Consider the following 22055-nt stretch of genomic DNA (forward strand, 5'->3'; position numbering starts at 1 on the left):
CCTGTTTATTCTTGTTTAACGCCTAGCATGTATGAGATTTGGGATAGGAAGAGGTCAATTTGCTGGTTGTAATCAATATCTTGTTTTGAAACAAATACGGTTGAAATATGAATGCCGTCGTTAAACGTTATATAATATCTTGCGATTGATTCTAGAGGATACTTTGGCTGGAACTCTCCTTTTTCTACCCCTTGCTGAAACAGCCAAACAAATTGATCAATCGCATATTTGTAACGATTTTTAAAATAAGCAGCTTTTTCTGGTACTCTTCGATTGATCAGAAAGAATTCAATTTGCACAGCTGTAATCGAATCTTGTTTGTCCTCAATCTCCTTATAGCTCTCAAATTCGTTTAAAAGAGATTGCCAGATCGAATCGGTATCAGCTAGTTGTTTAACCCCATTACTAAACGATTCATTCATGGACTGCAAGACGGATTCAAACAAATCTTCCTTATTGGAAAAATAAGAATACACGCCACCTCTGCTCAAATCAACAGCATCGATTACATCTTGCATAACAAAAGCTTCGTATCCTTTTTTAGCAAATATCTCTTTAGCCGCATTAAGAATGCTGAGCCTCCGCTGCTCTTTGTGACTCTCTGTTACTTTCGGTGACATATTCTGTTTTTTCCTTTCCGAATGGTTTTCTTAAGAAAAAGGCTATCATACTTATGAGGCATAATCCACTAGCTGCTGCCAGAAACAGAGGCACGACGCCTAAATAGTTTCCTAGAATTCCACCTGCGAGAGGTCCTGTCAAACTCGAAAACATCATGATGCTGCCGATTGTGCCAAGTGTCCGTCCGCTCATTTCAGAAGGTGTTTCCTTCATAACGGTTGACTGAAACGGAATAAAGACGAATCCTGCTCCCAATGAGCCGATGCAGGCCAAGATAGACGCCCATACAAAGGGGAGCGGCAAGTTGAAATAAGTAAGTAAAGCAATGCTTCCGAAACCTGCTCCTAATATGAAACAACCGCCTATCATACTGTTCACTGCTTTCTTTACCTCGATCTTGCTTAGTAAAAGACCAGAAATAATAAACCCAGCACCTGAAGCTGCCATAACTGTTCCAATCAGGCTTGAGGAAACTTCTTTAAGTTCTCTAAATAAAACAACAAACTGTGAGTCTGCCATCTGCAGCACAAACATCATCACGGCCATTAATATTGTTCCGTAAAAAATGAAAGGAACAGATCTTATAAACAAAAAACCATCTTTCAATTCTTTTGTAAAACTTTGTGAAGCTTTATTTTCTGTCGATGAAGTGAGGAGTTTGGAATGATTGACTGGGACTTTAAATAATAGAAGAGCAGAAAGAAAGAATGATAACGAGTCAATGACAAAGATGATTTTAATATCCCAAAGCACAAGAAGAAAACCACTTAATGCGGGACCGATAATTTTTGTGCCATTTTCAATCAATGAGCTTATAGATGCCGCTTGCTGCATATGCCGATTTGGTACGATTTCCTTAAGTTTTCCGTTTTTTGCGGGATTAAATATAGAAGAACATACCCCAAGTAAGAATAATAACGTATAGATGTGCCATAATTGATCTGCAAAAATCAAGCCCATAATGACAAATCCTCTTGCGATATCAGATGCGATCATGACGTATTTTCTTTCTAAACGATCAGCAAAAACTCCAGAGATCGGTCCTAATAATGTCATGGGAATAGCGAGGGACAAAACAATCAAAGAAATTTCAAGTGGTGTTGCATTCCATTTTAGCCCTACAAGAGTAAAAATGGCCAGGATAGAGAGCCAGTCGCCAAGGTTCGAAATTAACTGTGCAGAAATTAAAAAACGATACGGTTTGTTTTGAAGCAGTTTTTCTGAAGATTGTTCCAATTCATCAGCCCCTAAAATATAATTGACATCCATGTCACTATTATAATCGACACCGATGTCATTTTACAATAAAAACTTTCCAATAAATACAAAAAAACAGCCCCCTCATTACACAGGGAGGCTGTTTTTTGTTATTATACCAATGGTCCAGCTTGTGAAATCTCAGATGACACGGAATTGAACTTTTCGAAGTTCGCTTTAAATTTAGCAGCAAGTTCTTTTGCTTTCACATCATATTGATCTTGGTCTGCCCAAGTTTTCTTCGGTTGAAGAACTTGATCAGGTACACCAGGACAATGTGTTGGGATATGAAGGCCGAAGATAGGATCTACAACGGTTTCAACAGAAGCTAGCTCACCTTCTAATGCTGCCTGCACCATTGCACGTGTGTGTCCTAAGTTCATACGACTTCCAACACCGTACTCTCCACCAGACCAGCCAGTGTTAACGAGGTACACTTGCACATTGTGCTGATCAATTTTCTTTCCAAGCATTTCAGCGTAAACTGTTGCTGGTAATGGAAGGAAAGGTGCACCGAAGCAAGTAGAGAACGTTGCTTGTGGTGATGTTACACCTCTTTCAGTTCCAGCAAGTTTACTTGTGTAGCCAGACAAGAAATGGTACATCGCTTGTTCTTTAGTTAGTTTGCTGATTGGAGGCAATACTCCGAATGCATCAGCCGTTAAGAAGATGATCGTGTTCGGATGGCCTGCAACACTTGGTTGAATAATATTTGGAATCGCATCTACTGGATAAGCTGCTCGTGTATTTTCTGTTAATGTAGAGTCCTTGTAATCAGCTACTCTGGAATCTGGATCGATCATGACATTTTCTAGTACGCTTCCAAAACGAATCGCATTCCAAATTTGCGGCTCTTTTTCTTTAGATAGATCGATTGTTTTTGCGTAACATCCGCCCTCAATGTTGAAGACCCCTGTGTTAGCCCATCCGTGTTCATCATCACCGATCAAACGGCGGTTTGGATCTGCGGAAAGTGTAGTCTTTCCAGTTCCAGAAAGACCAAAGAAAAGTGCAACGTCCCCTTCATTTCCAACGTTTGCTGAACAATGCATAGAAAGAATCCCTTTTTCAGGAAGCATGAAATTCATAACTGAGAAAACGGATTTCTTAATCTCACCGGCATATTCTGTACCACCGATAAGTACGATGCGTTTCTCGAAGGATATGATGATAAATGTTTCGGAATTTGTTCCATCTTCAGCTGGATTTGCTTGGAATCCAGGTGCTGAAACTACCGTGAATTGTGATTCGTGTGCAGCCAGCTCATCTTGGTTCGGGCGTACGAACATTTGATGAGCAAACAAGTTATGCCAAGCGTACTCGTTAATAACTTGAATAGGAAGACGATACTCACGGTCTGCACCAGCAAACCCTTTGAATACGAATAATTCCTCTTTGCTGCCTAAGTATTGAAGTACTTTTTTGTATAATTTATCAAAGTTTTCAGGTGAAAATGGCTTATTTACTTTTCCCCAATCAATTGAATCTTTAACAGAAGCGTCTTCAACGATAAATTTATCCTCAGGGGAACGGCCTGTGTATTTCCCCGTAGTAGCTTGAAGTGCTCCTGTGGATGTCAGGATGCCCTCTTTGCGCTTAAGAGATTTTTCTACTAAAACCGGAACAGGTAAGTTCTGGTGAGTTGTTCCACGGGTCACAAGATCATTTAGGGTTGTCGTAAATTCCAAAGTATTCATATCAGACAGTACCATCCTTTATCCTAGAGTGATATATTCGAAAATTAGTATAACACATTAAATTAAATAATGTATACTATTTTATGAAAGCGCATCAAAAAAGTTCGTACTTCACAAAAAAAGATCATAATTCAACGAGTATTATCCATCATATTAAAAACGCTTTCAACAATAACATCTCAGCACTCAAAAGTTATTGATATTCCTAGTGTTTTCTATTGACATAGGTGTACCATTGCGCTATCATATTTCGAGAACGGCTACTCTTATTCTGAGTAGGTGGAGGGACAGGCCCTATGAAACCCAGCAACCGACATGAAAGTGGTGAATTACGATCCACTCGAAATGAAAAGGTGCTAACCTGCAAGGTGAAAATAACCTTGGACAATAAGAGGTTGAAGGCATTTGGATTTATAAACCTTTTCCCTCGTGAATGTATGTGAAACAGGGAAGGGCTTTTTTTATGCCTTTTTCAAGTAAAGAACATAAACTGTGCAAAATAGATAAGAATAAAGTACCGTATCATACTGAAAGCAGTTAAAGGGAGGATATTAACTTGTCCAAAAAAGTTAGTCGTCGTTTATTTACATCTGAATCCGTTACAGAAGGACATCCAGATAAGATCTGTGACCAAATCTCAGATGCGATTTTAGATGAAATTTTAGCCAATGATGCAAATGCTCGTGTAGCATGTGAAACATCTGTAACTACAGGTCTAGTACTTGTTGCAGGTGAGATCACAACTTCTACTTATGTAGATATCCCAAAAGTAGTTCGTGAGACAATTAAAGAAATCGGTTATGACCGTGCGAAATATGGTTTCGATTCTGAAACGTGTGCAGTACTAACTTCTATCGATGAGCAATCTGCTGATATCGCTATGGGTGTAGACCAAGCTCTAGAAGCTAGAGAAGGTTCAATGACAGATGCTGAGATCGAAGCAATCGGTGCAGGTGACCAAGGTCTAATGTTCGGATTTGCTTGTAACGAAACAGAAGAGCTTATGCCTCTTCCAATCTCACTAGCTCATAAATTATCTCGCCGTCTTACAGAAGTTCGTAAGTCTGAAGAAATTCCTTACTTGCGTCCAGATGGAAAAACTCAAGTAACAGTTGAATATGATGAGAACGATAAACCCGTTCGTATTGATACAATTGTAATTTCTACTCAGCATCACCCGGAAAACACGCTTGAAGAAATTCAAAGAGACGTGAAAGAAAAAGTAATCAAGCCAGTTGTTCCTGCTGAATTAATCGATGAAAACACAAAATACTTTATCAACCCAACAGGCCGTTTCGTAATCGGTGGACCTCAAGGTGACGCTGGTCTTACTGGCCGTAAGATCATTGTTGATACTTACGGTGGATATGCTCGTCACGGTGGCGGTGCATTCTCTGGTAAGGATGCTACAAAAGTTGACCGTTCTGCTGCATACGCTGCTCGTTATGTTGCGAAGAACATCGTTGCATCTGGTCTTGCTGACAAAGTTGAAGTTCAGCTTGCATATGCAATCGGTGTTGCTCAACCGGTATCAATCGCTGTAAACACATTCGAAACAGGTAAAGTATCTGAAGAAGTTCTTGTAGAACTAGTTCGCAACAACTTCGATCTACGTCCTGCTGGAATCATCAAGATGCTTGATCTTCGTCGTCCGATTTACAAGCAAACTGCTGCATATGGTCACTTTGGCCGTACAGATGTTGAACTTCCTTGGGAGAAAACAGATAAAGCAGAAGAGCTTAAAAAACAAGCTAATATTTAATGATATGATGAGACAGACTTCCTCTATAGGGAGTCTGTTTTTTTATGCTTTCATGCATGCAGAAGTGTCGAAATTTGAAGAAAGACTCATTATTTAGTATTTAGACTCAATAAAGTAAAATTAGACTCATTATTTAGTATTTAGACTCAATAAAGTAAAATTAGACTCAATTATTTGTAATTAGACTCAATAAACGATAAACAGACTCTATTACCGTCAAGTGAAGAGCACAAAAAAAAGGATTTACTCCCTCAAAATGAGTAATCCTTCGTTTTATAGGTTCTTTTTAAGCAATAATGGTTTTGCTTTTGTTTTGTCTGTAAGCAACTTCTTCATATTGCATGAACAGGTTTCCAAAAATGACTGACCAAGATTGAGTCAGCGCATAATTCCGTGCTTTTAATTTCATAGATTGTAAGAGCAGAGGGTCATCCAACATGGATACTGTGTTCTGTATGAAAGATTCTGCGTTTCCAGCTTCACAAATCCTTCCTGTAAGCCCATCTTGAACGATTTCTTTTACACCACCACGATTAGATACAATCGCAGGCAAACCAGATGCAGCTGCTTCTAAAACAACATTGCCGAATGTTTCTGTTGAAGAAGGAAATACAAAAAGGTCAGCTGCCGCATATACACCGGCAAGGTCTTCACCAGATAGATAGCCTGCACATGTTACATTAAGGTGTTCTTTTTCCCATTGATCAACAATGTGTCTGCTAGGACCGTCGCCAACAATAAGCCAGTGAACATTTTCTCTTAATGCAGGTGGCAGTTTATTGATCATTTCATGCAGAATCTCTAAATCTTTTTCCGGAGCCAGTCTTCCTACATACAAGAAGATATACTTCTCTGTGATCTTATATTTTTCTCGAACGAAAGTGTCATGCTTATGAGGTGTGAACATAGCACAGTCAACTCCTCTTGACCATATTTCTACGTTTTTAAAACTTTTGCTGTGCAGAATTTGTCGTGTTTCTTGACTTGGAACAAAGTTTTTTTCAAAGTGTCTATGAAACCATTGAAGGTACCGCCAAAGTAAGGGTGATAGAAATTCAAGATGGTAGTATGCAAGGTAACGGTCAAAATGGGTGTGATAAGAGGCGACCATGGGAATGTTCTCTTTCCTGCCGTAACGCATTCCAAATAGACCAATAGTAAAAGGAGTAGCTATATGAAGGAGGTCTGGATTAAATTTATTCAATTCACTATTCAACGCACGCAGTTGGGGAATGGCAAGCCTGCACTCAGGGTATAGAAAGAGTGGCAGGCTTTTCATTGCATAATATTGATCACATTCCATTTTAGGAAGCTCATCTAATGAGGGCATGATCACTTTATATTCAACATCATTCTTCTCCATGTAATCAGTAAGTCTTTTTAAAGTACGTGCAACACCATTAATTTGAGGGTAGAACGTATCTGAAAAGAGAGCGAGCTTCATTTTCTCATCTCCTTTTATAAGAAGTAAGGCAAGATAAAGCTATTTACTAAAAACAAAGAAAAGAAGCTGGAACTGATTCCTAAAATCATTCCTGCAAGAACATCAGAAGGATAGTGCAGACCTAAGTACATGCGAGAAATGGCTACTAAAAGTGCAGCGACTAATAAGAAAATACCCAGAAACGGATTTAGTAATATTAATGGTGTAACGATTGAAAAGATAGCTGTAGTGTGACCAGACGGAAATGAATGATCCTTTAGCGGGTTGTTGCCGATGTTCGTATCGGGAAGACTTAAATAAGGCCGCTTTCGAGGATACATTTTTTTAGAGATGGCAACAGGAATGTGGCTAATCATTAGTGAAAGCATACAAACGATTCCCCAAGATTTTAAATGCATAGGGAGAAATAACAGAAGCAAGATACTTGTAGATATGGTAGCTGTTGCACCACCAAGATGTGTCCATAAGTGAAAGAAATGGTCCATTGAATCCCTGTGCAGTCTTCCATTGATGAGCCGGAAAAATGTACACTCTTTTTCATAAAGCCAATCAATTACTTTTGTCATAAAGATATCCCCCTTGCCTCTCGTTTTGTTTGTTAATTTAATCATATAAGGCAATTGTAAGGAGAACATGAAGACAGTATGAATTTATTATAAAAAAACCATCCTGCATCGAGGATGGTTTAAAAAAATATTTTTCTGTCACGCTCTTCTTTTAATATTTCAACTGCCTCACGGAAACGCTGTGAGTGAATAATCTCCCTCTCTCTCAAGAAGCGAAGTGAGTCATTAAGGTCAGGGTCATCAGACATATTAATAATCCATTGATAGGTTGCGCGTGCTTTTTCTTCTGCTGCAATGTCTTCATATAAATCGGCTATGGGATCCCCTTTGGCAGCTATGTAGCTTGCGGTAAAAGGTACACCTGCTGCATTATGATAAAACAGTGCACTGTCGTGATTAACGTAGTGATCTGCAATCCCAGCAGCTTTTAATTGTTCAGGAGTAGCATCTTTTGTCAGTTTATAGATCATCGTGGCAATCATCTCGAGATGTGCAAACTCTTCAGTACCGATATCTGTTAGCAGCCCGATTACTTTATCAGGTATCGTATACCGCTGATTTAAATAGCGGAGTGCAGCTGCGAGCTCTCCGTCTGCACCACCATATTGTTCGATTAAGTATTTAGCAAGAGTCGGATTACATGAAGTTACTTTTACAGGATATTGCAATTTCTTTTCATATACCCACATTCAAGCGTACCTCCTATTTTTCTATATCTGCCATGGCCATGGTCCATCGCTCCAGTTCCAGGGCATACCAGAATAGCTGTTTCCGTATTGTTGAAGCGGACCGTATTTTGACTCGATCGCTCGTTTAATTTGTTTTCTCTGTTTAGCAAATTGATTGAATTGCTGAACCGCTGATTGATCTTGTGGATGTGTATCTAGGTACAGAGTAAGCTCAACAAGAACAAAATCAACAGCTTGAAGTTCCTCCATCCATTGATAGAACTCTTGAGGTAAAGTTGGCTGCACAGAAACTACCTCCTTCTTTCATATGGATTTTCGTAATAATCGTAAAAGGCTGGCCAAAGTGTACCCTTTTGCAAAGCCTCCTTAGGTGAATATTGGGGAAGGTTGTATGGCTGAAACCCCATATATAAATTAGGCGGAGTCGAGTAATACTTCTTCCCAATCGGAGGGCACGGGTCATACGGGCTATGGTATGGCACATATGATTTTTGATTTGAGCTTCTGTCCATGTGATACCTTCCTTTCATAAAGTTAACTTTTTATTATAGGTATTCATGCGGTAAAGGGGACAGTACGAATTAATCTCAAATTGTTTAATTCTGTGTTAAACTTATGGACAAAACATGAAGGTAGATGAGGTGAAAAATCACATGTATTCAGGCATACACCACGTATCCTTGTTAGTTACGAATTTAAAAGAATCTCTTTATTTTTACGAAGGAATTCTCGGTTTCAAACAAAACAAAAAACGCCCTTCATTCGATTTTCCAGGCGTCTGGTATGATATCGGGAACACGCAGCTTCACTTAATTGTTCATCCTAAAGGGAAGGCTAGAAGAGGTACCACTGAGATTGACAGCAGAGATGGTCACTTTGCGGTAAGAGTTACGGATATGGACAAGCTGTTAAAAATCTTAGATGTACATAATATTCCTTATGTAAATAAGCCGAATAATAAAACGGATTGGCACCAAGTCTTTGTAAGTGATCCTGACGGTAACTTGATTGAATTTAACGTTTAGACTGCATTGACTTATAATACTGACCTTTCTCATAATATTCACGTCGGATCCGATCCATATCCGCAATATCTTCTTCCGTTAATTCTCTAATGACTTTAGCTGGTCTTCCGAAAGCAAGGGTGTTAGGGGGGATCTTTTTTCCTGGCGGCACAAGGCTGCCTGCACCGATAAAGGCTCCTTTTCCTATATGAGCACCGTCTAAAACGAGGGAACCCATACCAATCAGTGCATTTTCTTCAACCGTACAGCTGTGCAATATGACACTATGTCCGACGGTTACCCCATCTTTTAAGTGAAGGGTCCGGTTTGGACTTTGATGAAGGACCGAGTTATCTTGAACGTTTACATAGTTTCCAATGATGGTCGGGGATACATCTCCGCGGATTGATGTATTAAACCATATGGAAGAGTATTCACCGATTTGAACATCGCCAGTTATGGTCACATAATCTGCAATGAAAGCCGTTTCTGAAATCTTAGGTTGTTTGTCACCGTAGGGATAAATCATCATATACACTCCTATTTACATTTTTTTATTACTTACAGTTTAGCAAATCATTAAGTTCTATGAATAGAAAAGAGGGTGGAGAAATTTGTGGACTTGGAAAACGGATAAGGATGCAATAGGGTCGATTGTTGTCGTTCATGGAGCAAATGAACATCATGGCAGATATGATTGGGTAATTAAACAATTGAATGAAGCCGGTTTTCATTGTGTATCTGGTGATCTTCCTGGTCAAGGAACAACAACTAGGAGAAGAGGTCACATCGATACGTTCAACGAATATATCCACACAATAGAAAGCTGGTTTATCGAAGCAGAGCAGCTGGGACTTCCCGTCTATATTTTAGGCCACAGCATGGGTGGATTAGCAGTGATTCGGACGCTGATGGAAAAAAGGCTTAACATAGAAGCAGTCATTTTATCATCTCCATGTTTAGGGCTAGTTCAGTACCCTTCCAGAGGTAAAGAAGCCGTTTCTTTACTTCTTAACAAATTGGCTCCAGGTATTAGACTAGCAACCAATTTACCGGAAGGAAGTGCTACACGAAACGAAGAAATTCGAATACGTGATAAAGAAGATAAACTGATCGTCAAAAAAGTTTCTGTCAGATGGTATCGGGAATTAATCTCTTCCATAAAATATGCTTTTGATCAACACAAGCGTTTTCCGAATGTACCATTGCTGCTATTGCAAGCTGGTGATGATTTAATCGTGGACAAAGAAATGGTAAGACAGTGGTTTAATGGCATTCATTTAGAAGAAAAATGGTATAAAGAATTTCCGTCTCTTTATCATGAAGTGCTGAACGAACCTGAGAGAGATAAAGTGTTCGATTATGTAAAAAGATTTTTATTGTTGCATAGTGAGGTCAATAAAGGAAAAAGGTAAAGAAAGATTAAGTAAAAGGAGCCATCTTATGAACAAAATTCCGGTTCACCCTTGGGGATTGATGTATTCCGTTTATACTCACATTTTTCCGGCTGTTGGTCAGTTGCTTAAGGATTGGCATGAAAAAGCTGAACACATTCCAAATCCAGAATTAAGAAAGCAAGCAGTGAGCAGTATCTCAGATAAAATGTTTCATTGTGAAGGAGGAGCGATCCTTACGCTTCTTGCAGGAAAGCATCGCCGAAAAGCCATTGAATTTGTGGTGGCTTACCAAACAATAAGTGATTATTTGGATAATCTTTGTGATCGAAGTACTTCACTCAATGAGAAAGATTTTAGAGCGCTGCATGAAAGTATGTTTCATGCACTTAGTCCAGGAACCATTCCTACAAACTATTATCGATACAGAGAAGAGCAAGATGATGGCGGTTATTTAAATGAGCTTGTAGCGACTTGCCAAAATGTACTATCAGACATGAAGGCTTATCCGAATATTGCGAGTGAACTGATTGGACTTGCCCAGATTTATTGTGACCTTCAAGTACATAAACATGTAGTCGTACAGGAAAGAGAGCCTCGTCTGATCAGTTGGTTTGGTGAATATCAATCTGTACTGCCTGATATTACATGGTACGAGTTTTCAGCGTGTGCGGGTTCTACGTTAGGTATTTTCTGTTTGGTCAGCTATGCTTTTCAAGGAAACTTTACAAAAGAGTCTGCGGCAGAAATAAAAAAAGGATATTTCCCGTGGCTTCAAGGACTTCATATTCTTTTGGATTACTTTATTGACCAAAATGAGGACAAGCTAGAGGGCGATTTGAATTTTTGTACGTATTATAAAAATGAGCAGCACATGCTAGAACGCATGGTTTATTTTGCAAAAAAGGCTGATAACAGCTGTTCAAATCTGCCAAATTCAAAATTTCACCGATTAATTCAAAGAGGATTGTTAGGGATCTACCTTGCCGACAAAAAAGTATCAGAATGCCCCGGCATTAAAAAAATGGCCGCTAAGCTGGTTAAAGTGGGGGGAGCCACAAGCTATTTCTTTTATGTGAACCGAAAAGTGTATCAGAAATTGAAGCCTTCCCTTTCATAAAAATACTTCTTTTATAAAGTGGTTGAAGTCAAGGGGCTTTGTGGTTTCCGCGGGGGTATCTGAAGGTAATAGTGAGTGCATATTTTGTCGAGGAGTGTAGCCTCGTGGATAAAAGGCAAAAACTTTTGGATTGGATGAGCTAAATGCCCCAACAGGTATATGTAACAGCCAGCAAAAAAGGCTGATTCAACTTTGGTTAGTTGAATTCAGCCTCTTTTTTCAATCGCGACTACAAATGGCGGGTCGTTTTTTTGATTAATAAATTCGTACTGTAATACATGTGTTTGTTTTTGATCCAGCTGTTTTACATAATTCATGACAAGTTCTTTTTCTTTTTTGCCCTCTTCATGTCCATGATAGATTACGAGTATGATTACGCCTTCAGGTTTCAATAAGTGCAGAAGCTGTTCAATAGCACCGATGGTAGATGATCCTGTAGTGGTAATCGATTTGTCACTTCCAGGCAGGTAGCCGAGGTTAAAGATAGCAGCTGATACTTTTGATTTAAGATCACTAGGAAGCTGATTCATCAACTCAGAATGTGAAGCGTGATAAAAGGTAACATTTTGATCTGCGTTATGATCAATAAGCCGCTGTTTTGAATTCTGTATCGCTTGCTGTTGGATATCGAAAGCAAAAACATGGCCGTTCTCACCAACTAGTTTTGATAAAAATAAAGTATCATTTCCGTTTCCGCATGTTGCATCTATAACCAAGTCCCCTGGTTTGCTGAACGAACGAAGAAGTGTTCTTGCAAACGGCAGTACACCCTCTAATTTCATTACGAGTTCACCTCAAACGTTTTATAAAATTTACCTTGAAAGCTGTTTCGTTGTTTTAGTTCACTTTCAATTGCGTTTAATACTTTCCATTTGTTCAAACTCCACATTGGACCTACTAAAAGATCAGAGGGGCCATCACCTGTTAATCGATGTATCATCATGTCAGGAGGAAGAATCTCCAGCTGATCACAGACCAGGTTCACGTACGTTTCAAAATCAAGAAATTCCAGCATTCCTTGCTCATATTGCTTTACCATAGGTGTTTTCTTTAGAAGATGAAGAAGGTGAATCTTAATTCCTTGAACATCGAGTTTAGCTACTTCACGGGCTGTTTCTATCATCATTTCTGGAGTCTCTAGCGGCAATCCATTAATGATATGAGAGCAAACGTTAATGTTATGTTTTCGAAGCTTCTCAACGCCTTCTACATACGTCGGATAGTCATGTGCCCTGTTAATAAGCATTGCTGTTCTTTCATGTACGGTCTGCAGTCCTAATTCAACCCAAAGATACGTACGTTTATTTAAGTCAGCAAGATATTCAATAACATCATCCGGAAGACAATCTGGCCTAGTCGCAATGGAAAGTCCGACAACGCCTTCTTGTTCAAGAACGGTTTCATAAAGCTCCTTTAACTGTTCCACAGGAGCATATGTGTTGGTGAAAGCTTGAAAATAGCCAATGTATTTTCCTTTTTTCCATTTCTTGTGCATTCTATCTTTTACAGTTTGAAACTGGGTGATTATATCGTCACGGCGGTTTCCTGCAAAATCTCCTGATCCGCTTTGAGAGCAGAACGTACAGCCGCCAAATGCGGCGTTTCCATCACGATTTGGACAGTCAAATCCCCCGTCTAATGGAACTTTTATAATTTTATCACCAAAGTGTGACTTTAAATGCTGATTCCACGTGTAATATCGTTTATCCCCAAAATAGGGCGGTTTTTCTATAAGGTGTGTCATCCTTTTCACTCCTTCATACGGTGATGAGCACCATATGACATTGTAGCATGTTCATGCGACAAGCGGCAAAATGAGTTATCAGTTCTTACTCATTGTAAAGTAAAGGGAAAAGAACTAAAATACAGAAGGGATTTATGACATCATTGCAGTAAGCGGGGGAATTTATATGCCAGCGAAAGTATGGCTGCTCATTATTGGTATGGCACTAAATGTTACTGGCTCAAGCTTCTTGTGGCCGATCAATACCATTTTTATACATGAACACTTAGGAAAATCGTTAACGGTAGCAGGGATTGTGCTTCTTCTGAATTCTGGTGCAGGCATTATTGGTAACTTGACTGGGGGAATTTTGTTCGACAAGTTAGGCGGATATCGAACGATCATGCTCGGTGTTTCCATTTCTTTTACCACTTCATTTTTATTAATCTGGTTTCATGACTTTTGGACGTACAGCGTTCTTCTTGTCTTTATGGGATTTGGAATGGGGATTGTATTTCCTTCTATGTATGCACTTGCAGGCACCATGTGGAGAGAAGGGGGAAGAAAGGCGTTTAACCGCATTTATATCGCACAAAATGTCGGGGTTGCACTTGGGGCAGCTCTTGGTGGTTTCGCTGCTTCTTATTCTTTTACACTATCGTTCATCAGCTGTTCGACGTTATCCTTCATCTTTCTTCTCATTGTGTTTCTAGGCTTTAAAGGTATCGATGAAAAAGAAGATGCGTCCGTACAAACTGTTTTTTCTCAGCGAAAAAGAATTCATAATAAAGAGGCGTTTTTCTCACTATTGATTCTTTGCGGAGGGTACTTGTTAGCGTGGATTGGGTATGTCCAATGGCAATCTACCATTGCGGCTTATACTCAAACGCTTGGCGTTACTTTAAAAATGTACAGTCTATTATGGACGGTAAACGGATTATTCATCGTTTTAGGCCAGCCGCTCGTAAACCTTTTTCTAAAAAGGTGGCTGCATTCCACGACGACACAGATCTTGGTAGGGTACTGCATATTTGTTGTATCTTTTGTGATTGTAGGAAACGCAAAAGATTTTACAGGATTCATGATTGCGATGATCGTTCTTACGGTTGGAGAGATGCTTGTCTGGCCGGGAGTTCCTTCAATCGCATCAGAACTTGCCCCACAAGGCAGAGCTGGATTCTATCAAGGGATTGTGAACTCCACAGCGACAGGCGGCAGAATGCTTGGACCGCTTTTTGGAGGAATGATTGCAGATATCTTCAATATTTCAGTACTCTTCCAAACGATCATGGGATTGATGGTTCTTTCATTCATACTCACTATTATTTACAGCAAAAATCGTTATGCAAGTAAACAACAAGATGTTCCTCGACAAGCATCTTAGAACGAAAAGCTAACTAAAAAGACAGCGTGATGAATTCATCACGCTGTCTTTATGTTTATTTAAGCTGCCTTTGTTTCCTGTTTTGGAAGCAGTTTTGCGGCTAATAGTCGTCTTCGAATCGTAATCCCTAACACCGATGCTAGAACGGCCTTAATAACTCCTACGATAATAAATGGATAAACACCGCCAGATAATGCTTGATCCCAAGTAAGACCTGCTGCGAATTTCAATTGAACAGCACCAAACACAAGGGTGATTACCATTCCAATTATGTTTGCAATAACTGCAGGAGTAAGGGTGAAGCTCGTTTTTTCTAAAATAAGACCTGTGATATAAGCCGTAATAATAAATCCGATAATATAACCGCCAGTAGGACCGACAAGAACAGAAAAACCGCCTTTCGCTTCTGAGAAAACCGGAAGTCCTACGGCGCCCATTGCAATGTAAAGGGCAACAGCCATTGTACCGTACCTTCTTCCTAAAATCGTTGCGCATAATCCGATTGCTAAAGTCTGTCCAGTAATGGGGACCAGCGGTAAAGGAATCGTTAACTGAGCAAGAATGGCTGTTATTCCTGCCATAAGTGCTGCATAAAGTGACATTTTCAATCTTTCATTTGTTGCATGCATCATTTTGCACCCCTTTTTAAATGTAAACGGAAAAATAATAACAGTTAACATTAATGTAAACAGCAGCAGAAAGTTTGTCAAGAAGTGGAATGAGTATGGAAACTTTTTCGTTTAAAAGTGGAAAAAATAGGTTATTATACTTCTAAACAACCTTGACAATTTAGGGAGTTATTCATAAAATACAAATTAGCATCTAAATTTTTTAATAACGATGATAGGGAGTAGTAAAAAAAGAATGGAATGATAGAGAGTTGACGGCTGGTGCAAGTCAACCCGGACTTTTTTGAACTCGCCCTTTAGTTGCAAGTGTGAATGAAGTAGTGCTTGCCGTTCGCCGCGTTAAGGTCTGTTTCCGAGTGAATGCGATATTTGCATTAATCAGGGTGGTACCGCGGCAGGATTAATTTGTTAACTAACCTTTCGTCCCTAATGTTTTATTAGGGGCGGGAGGTTTTTTTGTTTTTAAAGTACAGTTTTCTAAGGAGGATCGGTTATGTATTATAACCACAAAACAATCGAGAAAAAGTGGCAGCAGTTCTGGGATGAGAACAAAACGTTCCAAACGAAAGAAGAATATGACAAAAAGAAATTTTACGCGTTAGATATGTTTCCCTATCCATCTGGAGCAGGCCTGCACGTAGGTCATCCGGAAGGTTACACGGCGACTGATATCCTATCTAGAATGAAGCGTATGCAAGGATACAATGTACTTCACCCGATGGGATGGGATGCATTTGGTCTTCCTGCAGAACAATACGCTCTTGATACAGGTAACGATCCAGCGGAGTTTACAGAAAAGAATATCAATACTTTCCGCAGGCAGATTAAAGAGCTAGGTTTCTCATACGACTGGGACCGTGAAGTAAACACGACAGATCCTTCTTATTACAAGTGGACACAATGGATTTTTATCCAGCTCTATAATAAAGGACTTGCTTATGTGGACGAAGTACCTGTGAACTGGTGTGAGGCACTAGGAACGGTTCTTGCAAATGAAGAAGTAATCGACGGAAAGAGCGAACGTGGCGGGCATCCTGTCGTTCGTAAACCTATGAGACAATGGATGCTTAAGATTACAGCATACGCTGACAGACTGTTAGAAGATCTAGATGAACTAGATTGGCCTGAGAGCTTAAAAGACATGCAGCGAAACTGGATCGGCCGTTCAGAAGGAGCAGAAGTTCACTTTGACGTGGATGGTCATTCTTCTAAGATTACAGTGTTTACAACTCGTCCAGATACACTTTTTGGTGCAACGTATTTAGTGCTTGCTCCTGAAAATAAACTAGTAAATGAAATTGTTACAGCTGATCACTTAGAGGCAGTAACGGCTTACCAAAAACAAGTTGAAACAAAGTCCGATCTTGAAAGAACAGAACTTGCCAAAGAAAAATCAGGAGTCTTTACAGGAGCTTATGCCATTCATCCTGTAACTGGAGCAAAACTTCCGATCTGGATTGCAGATTATGTTCTAGCAAGCTATGGTACTGGAGCAATAATGGCAGTACCTGCGCATGATGAGCGTGACCACGAATTCGCTGTAAAATTTGAGCTTCCAATTGCTGAAGTAGTTGCGGGCGGAAACGTATCTGAAGAAGCGTATACAGGTGACGGAGAACATGTAAACTCTGACTTTTTAAATGGCATGCAAAAAACGGATGCTATTGCAAAAATGAATGAATGGCTTTCAGAAAACGGAAAAGGCGAAAAGAAAATTACGTATCGCCTTCGTGACTGGCTATTCTCACGCCAGCGTTATTGGGGCGAGCCGATCCCGGTAATCCATTGGGAAGATGGCACGATGTCAACGGTTTCCGAGGATCAACTGCCGCTTCTTCTTCCTGTAGTAAAAGAAATTAAACCATCAGGCACTGGAGAGTCACCATTGGCAAACGTAGAAGACTGGGTGAACGTGGTTGATCCTGAAACAGGCAAGAAAGGACGTCGTGAAACGAATACGATGCCTCAATGGGCAGGAAGCTGCTGGTATTACCTTCGTTATATCGACCCTAAAAACGAAGAGCAATTAGCATCACCTGAAAAATTGAAACACTGGCTTCCGGTTGATATCTATATTGGTGGAGCGGAGCACGCTGTGTTGCATCTTCTTTATGCCCGTTTCTGGCACAAGGTTATGTACGATCTTGGCATCGTTCCAACAAAAGAGCCATTCCAAAAACTTTTCAACCAAGGAATGATTCTTGGAGAAAATAACGAAAAAATGAGTAAGTCAAAAGGAAATGTTGTAAACCCAGATGAAATCGTTCTAAGCCATGGTGCCGATACACTTCGTTTGTATGAAATGTTCATGGGACCTTTAGATGCATCAATCGCTTGGAGCACAACAGGCTTAGATGGTTCCCGCCGTTTTCTTGATCGTGTTTGGAGATTGCTTGTTTCAGAAGATGGGCAGAACCTAAACCCTGCAATTAAAAATACAAAGGCAAGTGAATCCTTCAACCGTCTATATCATCTTACGGTTAAAAAAGTAACGGAGGATTATGAAGGCCTTCGTTTTAACACAGCGATTTCGCAATTGATGGTTTTCGTAAATGAGGCTAACAAGCAAGATGAGCTTCCTAAAGATTTAATAGAAGGATTCGTTAAAATGCTTTCTCCGATCGCTCCGCATATTTGTGAAGAGCTATGGGAAATGCTAGGTGGAGAAGGCAGTATTGCATACGCTTCTTGGCCGGTATGGGATGAGGCACAACTTGTAGAAAATGAAGTTGAAATCGTTGTTCAAGTAAATGGAAAATTAAAAGCAAAGATGACGATTGCTGCGAACATCAGCGGTTCTGATATGGAGCAAGCTGCACTTGGAGAAGAGTCTGTTCAACAAAGCATTGAAGGTAAGACGATTCGCAAAGTCATTACTGTACCAGGTAAACTTGTGAATATCGTTGCCAATTAAAGGAGGCTTTTTCATGGAAAATGAATTAAGAGAAGTTTCACCATCCGAAGTAAAACAATTATTGAAGGATGGAAAAAAGATTTCCCTGATTGACGTACGTGAAGATGAGGAAGTGGCTGAAGGTAAAATTCCAGAAGCGGCTCATATCAAAATGGGTGAAATTCCTGATCGTTTAAACGAGATCGATAAAAATGAAGAACACATCATCATCTGCCGTTCTGGTCGACGCAGTGAAAACGTGGCTTACTTCTTGCAAGACCAAGGCTACAAAGTAAAAAATATGACTGGCGGCATGCTGGAATATAATAAAAACTAAGTAAAACTCTCTGCTCATGTTTGATGGGCAGGGAGTTTTTTCTTTGTTAGAAGGAACAGGTGTATTATACAAATATTGAAATTTTGAAACAAATGGCTGTTTAAATCTTTATCATTGTTAAACAGCAACATTCAGAATGAAAATGAGTAATTTTTTGAACGAACAAAACGTTTTGACTGTCTAATTTTCTATGTAGTTGTGAAAAATTTCAGGAAGTAGCCGATAGAATAGGTATACTTATTAGCCGTGGAGGCTCAAATGCCATTAAAACATTCAAAAACCAAAAAGTGGATTAACATAATTGCCGTTTTGTTTACCTTGCACGTTGTAAGCACTATAGGCTTAATATACAGTCAAAACTATCTCATGTACGGCCTTGATCTTAGCATCGTTGCTCTTTTTGGAGTGCTAGTTTATAAAATGCTGAGAGTGAAAGACTCTTATGCGGTTGATCTAGAGCAAGAAATATTAAAACATAAAGAAACTCTTTTAGAATTAGAAGCCAACAGAATTAAACTTCAAAATATATTCGACAGCATTGATGTAGCCATTTGGTCACATAATCTTGAAACGGATAAGCTGCTTATTACATCGGGTATCGAAAAATTATATGGTTATCCGATGCAAGCTTTTTATGACGATGCAGAATTGTGGAAAAAAGTGATACATCCTGACGATGATGAGATTATTCAAAAACGAGCTCAAGATATTCAGAGTGGGATTATTGCGACAAGTGAATATCGTATAATGAAGCCGAATGGTGAGATACGCTGGATTCATGACCGAGGTATACCGTTCTTAAATGAAAAAAATGAATTAATTGACTTTAACTCTATACTCATTGATATAACCGAGCGAAAACGTGCAGAGATAACCATTCAGCATATGGCCTATTATGATGAGTTAACCGGTCTTCCGAATCGCAATGGATTCATGCAAACCATTGAAGAACAAATGAAAGAAGCGGATTTGAAAAAAAACAACCTTGCTCTTTTATATTTAGACCTTGATCGTTTTAATGTTTTGAATGATACACTCGGACACAGCTTTGGCGATCTTTTGCTGCAAAAAGTGGCAGAGCTTCTAAAAACTACGGTGAATTCTAAAGGGAAAGTGTTTAGAAGAAGCGGAGACGAGTTTCTGATTCTAATCGAATTTAATGATGAATCTGAAATTAAAACGATAGCAGAAGAAATCATTCAAGCTTTTACAAAACCTTTTATGTTGAGTGGACAAGAGGTATTTACAACACCTAGTATCGGGATCAGCACATATCCTGGCAATGGTTCTGATAGTGATACACTCTTAAAACGAGCGGATTCGGCTCTTTACCAAGCAAAAGAACGCGGTCGTAACACGTATCAATTCTTTACCGAACAGCGTGACGAGAAGATGGAAAGAAGATTAAATCTTGAGCATGGCTTAAGAAAAGCATTAACCAATAACGAATTCTTTCTTGTGTACCAGCCTTTAGTGCAGATCGATACAAAAAAGATAGTAGGAGTAGAAGCATTGCTGCGCTGGAAAAAAGAAGATGAAGGCATTATTTCCCCTGCAGAATTTATCCCAATTACTGAAGAAACGGGAATGATCATACCGATTGGAGAATGGGTTTTAAAGAATGCTTGCCTGCAAGGCGTAAAGTGGCATCAGAATGGTTTTCAGGACCTCTTAATCTCTGTAAATATTTCAGTCAGGCAGCTGCTTGAGGAAACTTTTATAGAAAGAGTAGAGAGCATTCTTTCTGAAACAAGTTTCCCGGCATCTTCGTTAGAACTAGAGATTACAGAAAGCACCACCATGCAAAACATGAACGAAGCTCTTCCTGTTTTAACCCGTTTAAGAGCAAAAGGGATTCGTATTTCAGTCGATGACTTTGGAACAGGGTATTCATCATTAACGTACTTAAGACAATTGCCTGTTGATACGTTAAAGATAGATAAGCTGTTTGTTGATGATATTTTGACAGATTTAAAGGCAGGCGCCATAGTTAAAACAATTATTGATATGGGGCATAACCTCGATTTTTGCGTCATTGCTGAAGGCATTGAGAGCTGTAAGCAGATTGAGTTCCTTTTAGAGCTTGGTTGTCTTTACGGCCAAGGGTATCACTTGTATAAGCCGCTTCATGCGAATGATTTAGAGATACATTTACAAAAAAATATGGTAATAAATTAAGATGAGGCTTAAAAAGCCGCGATGTCAGCGGTTTTTTAAGTTTTTTGTATTTGCAGCCAAATAGGGTTTTGTTGACGAAAAAATTTAGATGAAAACAAATCAGGCTAAACGGAGAATAAAAGTACCCTCAGGAGTCAAAGGTAAGCATACATTTTACACTTACATCCACAACAAAATGTTTTACATTTCCTGTTTCGTGAAACACTACATAAGTAGACAAATAGAAGGAGTGGATAGGTCGTGAATGTTCTCGTAATTGGAGCAAACGGAAATATCGGTAAATTAACGTGCAATATACTTGCGGATCAAGGACACTCCGTGAAAGCGATGGTTAGAAAAGAAGAACAGCAAGAACATTTTAAGCATCCAAATATCGAGGCTGTCTTAGGGGACTTAGAGCAGGACTTCGACCATGTGTTTAAAGACATTGATGCTGTCATTTTCACAGCTGGATCCGGGGGTCATACAGGTCCTGAAAAAACGGACGCTGTAGACTATGAGGGTGCTGTAAAGTCCATTAATCTTGCACAAAAACATCATGTGAACCAATTTATTATGGTAAGTTCAATTGGTGCAGATACTCCAGAAAAAGGTCCAGAAGGCTTGCAACATTATTTAGAAGCTAAAAGAAAAGCAGATAACGTGCTTTTGGAAAGCTCATTAAATTATACGATCCTTCGTCCAGGTGCACTAATAGACGAAGATGGAATGGGCTTGATTCAAGCAAAGAAGAAGTTAGATGAGCGTGGTTCCATCCCCCGTGCTGACGTGGCAAGGACTCTTGCTGCATGTCTCGGTAATGAAAAGGTTAGCCATCAAGTATTTGAATTGATTGAAGGCGAAATGCCCATTCAGACAGCACTCGAAAATCTGTAAGACAAAACTAGTCAAATCACAACAAAGGAAAAGCATCCGCCAAAGCCGAAAGAAAGAACAAATCTCTAGGCTAAAGGGGGATGCTTTTTATGATTCAAGTGAAGATTTTTGATGAAGACCATGAGGATGATCTAGAGGAAAGTGTAAACGAGTTCTTGAGTGTGATTCCTACTGAAAACATAGTTGATATTAAGTATCAAATTGCGGTTTGTGATAACGTTCATTCCGAGGATGAGACCATGTTTTCGTTTTCTGCGATGATTATTTATAAAAAATAGCAAGTTTTTTTATAAAGCTGTTTTGGTGAGCTCTGGTGATTTTGAAAGTGGTTGATTTCCGTTTCAGATGCTCGCTTTCCGCGGGGCAGGCGGTGAGCCACATTCGTACGTTTCACTCTTAAGTGTCTCACCTGCCCGCCTGTCCCGCAGGAGTCTCGCATCTTACACTCCAATCAACTTGCAATGAGGAACACATAAAAACA

General features: G+C 39.5%; 23 protein-coding genes, 1 riboswitch and 1 other annotated feature. Of the genes, 10 read left to right on the top strand and 13 right to left on the bottom strand.

Translation table 11 applies throughout. From position 1 onward, the window contains the following. Positions 1 to 5 precede the first annotated feature (5 nt). From QUF49_RS05645 to pckA, 3 genes are all read right to left on the bottom strand, one after another. Positions 6 to 620 carry a TetR family transcriptional regulator gene (locus QUF49_RS05645; protein ID WP_289494752.1) on the bottom strand — a complete coding sequence of 205 codons (615 nt, stop codon included), beginning with the start codon at positions 618 to 620 and terminating at the stop codon, positions 6 to 8. Beyond that, positions 565 to 1857 (bottom strand): MFS transporter, encoded by a 1293-nt coding sequence (locus tag QUF49_RS05650; RefSeq protein WP_289494753.1) that lies wholly within the window; start codon positions 1855 to 1857, stop codon positions 565 to 567. The genes QUF49_RS05645 and QUF49_RS05650 overlap by 56 nt, the downstream gene beginning before the upstream one ends. A 134-nt stretch (positions 1858 to 1991) precedes the next feature. Further along, positions 1992 to 3575 carry a phosphoenolpyruvate carboxykinase (ATP) gene (gene pckA / locus QUF49_RS05655; RefSeq protein ID WP_289494754.1) on the bottom strand — a complete coding sequence of 528 codons (1584 nt, stop codon included), beginning with the start codon at positions 3573 to 3575 and terminating at the stop codon, positions 1992 to 1994. A gap of 263 nt (positions 3576 to 3838) precedes the next feature. Beyond that, positions 3839 to 3969: riboswitch (SAM riboswitch) on the top strand. 162 nt (positions 3970 to 4131) lie between these two features. On the opposite strand from pckA, the gene metK reads away from it, so the two are divergent. Next, positions 4132 to 5337: a methionine adenosyltransferase gene (metK, locus tag QUF49_RS05660; RefSeq protein WP_289494755.1), complete on the top strand. Its 1206-nt coding sequence runs from the start codon at positions 4132 to 4134 to the stop codon at positions 5335 to 5337. A 286-nt stretch (positions 5338 to 5623) separates the two neighbouring features. Here the strand turns inward: metK and QUF49_RS05665 are convergent, their stop codons facing one another. The 5 genes from QUF49_RS05665 to QUF49_RS05685 form a co-directional block, all read right to left on the bottom strand. Then, complete coding sequence (locus QUF49_RS05665) at positions 5624 to 6781, bottom strand: glycosyltransferase family 4 protein (RefSeq protein WP_289494756.1); 1158 nt, start codon at positions 6779 to 6781, stop codon at positions 5624 to 5626. 14 nt (positions 6782 to 6795) lie between these two features. Next, the gene (locus tag QUF49_RS05670; protein WP_289494757.1) at positions 6796 to 7347 is read right to left on the bottom strand and encodes a phosphatase PAP2 family protein; all 552 of its coding nucleotides are present in this window, start codon (positions 7345 to 7347) and stop codon (positions 6796 to 6798) included. Between the two features lie 119 nt (positions 7348 to 7466). Continuing rightward, the gene (gene cotJC / locus QUF49_RS05675) at positions 7467 to 8036 is read right to left on the bottom strand and encodes a spore coat protein CotJC (RefSeq protein ID WP_066243979.1); all 570 of its coding nucleotides are present in this window, start codon (positions 8034 to 8036) and stop codon (positions 7467 to 7469) included. 21 nt (positions 8037 to 8057) lie between these two features. Further along, on the bottom strand, positions 8058 to 8285 hold the full coding sequence (locus QUF49_RS05680; protein WP_289497585.1) for a spore coat protein CotJB: 228 nt from the start codon (positions 8283 to 8285) through the stop codon (positions 8058 to 8060). A gap of 41 nt (positions 8286 to 8326) precedes the next feature. After that, the gene (locus tag QUF49_RS05685; protein ID WP_289494758.1) at positions 8327 to 8548 is read right to left on the bottom strand and encodes a spore coat associated protein CotJA; all 222 of its coding nucleotides are present in this window, start codon (positions 8546 to 8548) and stop codon (positions 8327 to 8329) included. Positions 8549 to 8677: 129 nt separating this feature from the next. Here QUF49_RS05685 and QUF49_RS05690 point away from each other — a divergent pair, with 129 nt between their 5' ends. Next, complete coding sequence (locus tag QUF49_RS05690) at positions 8678 to 9061, top strand: VOC family protein (RefSeq protein WP_289494759.1); 384 nt, start codon at positions 8678 to 8680, stop codon at positions 9059 to 9061. On the opposite strand, the gene QUF49_RS05695 is transcribed toward QUF49_RS05690, so the two are convergent. Beyond that, a complete protein-coding gene (locus QUF49_RS05695) occupies positions 9051 to 9569 on the bottom strand; it encodes a gamma carbonic anhydrase family protein (protein ID WP_289494760.1) in 519 nt (172 codons plus the stop codon). The genes QUF49_RS05690 and QUF49_RS05695 overlap by 11 nt on opposite strands. Before the next feature lie 85 nt (positions 9570 to 9654). Here QUF49_RS05695 and QUF49_RS05700 point away from each other — a divergent pair, with 85 nt between their 5' ends. Next, on the top strand, positions 9655 to 10455 hold the full coding sequence (locus QUF49_RS05700) for an alpha/beta hydrolase (RefSeq protein ID WP_289494761.1): 801 nt from the start codon (positions 9655 to 9657) through the stop codon (positions 10453 to 10455). A 28-nt stretch (positions 10456 to 10483) separates the two neighbouring features. Then, positions 10484 to 11554: a tetraprenyl-beta-curcumene synthase family protein gene (locus tag QUF49_RS05705; protein WP_289494762.1), complete on the top strand. Its 1071-nt coding sequence runs from the start codon at positions 10484 to 10486 to the stop codon at positions 11552 to 11554. Between the two features lie 206 nt (positions 11555 to 11760). On the opposite strand, the gene QUF49_RS05710 is transcribed toward QUF49_RS05705, so the two are convergent. Then, positions 11761 to 12336 carry a class I SAM-dependent methyltransferase gene (locus tag QUF49_RS05710; RefSeq protein ID WP_289494763.1) on the bottom strand — a complete coding sequence of 192 codons (576 nt, stop codon included), beginning with the start codon at positions 12334 to 12336 and terminating at the stop codon, positions 11761 to 11763. Further along, positions 12336 to 13298 carry a TIGR01212 family radical SAM protein gene (locus tag QUF49_RS05715; protein WP_289494764.1) on the bottom strand — a complete coding sequence of 321 codons (963 nt, stop codon included), beginning with the start codon at positions 13296 to 13298 and terminating at the stop codon, positions 12336 to 12338. The genes QUF49_RS05710 and QUF49_RS05715 overlap by 1 nt, the downstream gene beginning before the upstream one ends. A 166-nt stretch (positions 13299 to 13464) precedes the next feature. Here QUF49_RS05715 and QUF49_RS05720 point away from each other — a divergent pair, with 166 nt between their 5' ends. Continuing rightward, the gene (locus QUF49_RS05720) at positions 13465 to 14661 is read left to right on the top strand and encodes an MDR family MFS transporter (protein ID WP_289494765.1); all 1197 of its coding nucleotides are present in this window, start codon (positions 13465 to 13467) and stop codon (positions 14659 to 14661) included. A 59-nt stretch (positions 14662 to 14720) separates the two neighbouring features. Here QUF49_RS05720 and QUF49_RS05725 read toward each other — a convergent pair whose 3' ends face one another. Continuing rightward, entirely contained in the window at positions 14721 to 15290 is a 570-nt protein-coding gene (locus QUF49_RS05725; RefSeq protein WP_289497586.1) for a biotin transporter BioY, read from the bottom strand. 202 nt (positions 15291 to 15492) lie between these two features. Further along, positions 15493 to 15721: a binding site (T-box leader), on the top strand. A gap of 62 nt (positions 15722 to 15783) precedes the next feature. Here QUF49_RS05725 and leuS point away from each other — a divergent pair. The 5 genes from leuS to QUF49_RS05750 all read left to right on the top strand — a co-directional run bounded on the left by leuS (position 15784) and on the right by QUF49_RS05750 (position 21852). Beyond that, complete coding sequence (leuS, locus tag QUF49_RS05730; protein WP_289494766.1) at positions 15784 to 18204, top strand: leucine--tRNA ligase; 2421 nt, start codon at positions 15784 to 15786, stop codon at positions 18202 to 18204. Between the two features lie 13 nt (positions 18205 to 18217). Then, entirely contained in the window at positions 18218 to 18520 is a 303-nt protein-coding gene (locus tag QUF49_RS05735) for a rhodanese-like domain-containing protein (protein WP_289494767.1), read from the top strand. Positions 18521 to 18778: 258 nt separating this feature from the next. Continuing rightward, positions 18779 to 20698 carry a putative bifunctional diguanylate cyclase/phosphodiesterase gene (locus QUF49_RS05740; RefSeq protein ID WP_289494768.1) on the top strand — a complete coding sequence of 640 codons (1920 nt, stop codon included), beginning with the start codon at positions 18779 to 18781 and terminating at the stop codon, positions 20696 to 20698. Between the two features lie 240 nt (positions 20699 to 20938). After that, positions 20939 to 21574, top strand: a complete 636-nt coding sequence (locus QUF49_RS05745) for an SDR family oxidoreductase (RefSeq protein WP_289494769.1) — start codon at positions 20939 to 20941, stop codon at positions 21572 to 21574. A gap of 89 nt (positions 21575 to 21663) precedes the next feature. Further along, the gene (locus QUF49_RS05750; protein WP_289494770.1) at positions 21664 to 21852 is read left to right on the top strand and encodes a sporulation protein Cse60; all 189 of its coding nucleotides are present in this window, start codon (positions 21664 to 21666) and stop codon (positions 21850 to 21852) included. Here QUF49_RS05750 and QUF49_RS05755 read toward each other — a convergent pair. Next, a complete protein-coding gene (locus QUF49_RS05755; RefSeq protein ID WP_289494771.1) occupies positions 21840 to 22013 on the bottom strand; it encodes a hypothetical protein in 174 nt (57 codons plus the stop codon). The two genes, QUF49_RS05750 and QUF49_RS05755, sit on opposite strands and share 13 nt — an antisense overlap. Positions 22014 to 22055: the final 42 nt, after the last annotated feature.

The sequence above is a fragment of the Fictibacillus sp. b24 genome (assembly GCF_030348825.1).
Lineage (GTDB): Bacteria > Bacillota > Bacilli > Bacillales > Fictibacillaceae > Fictibacillus.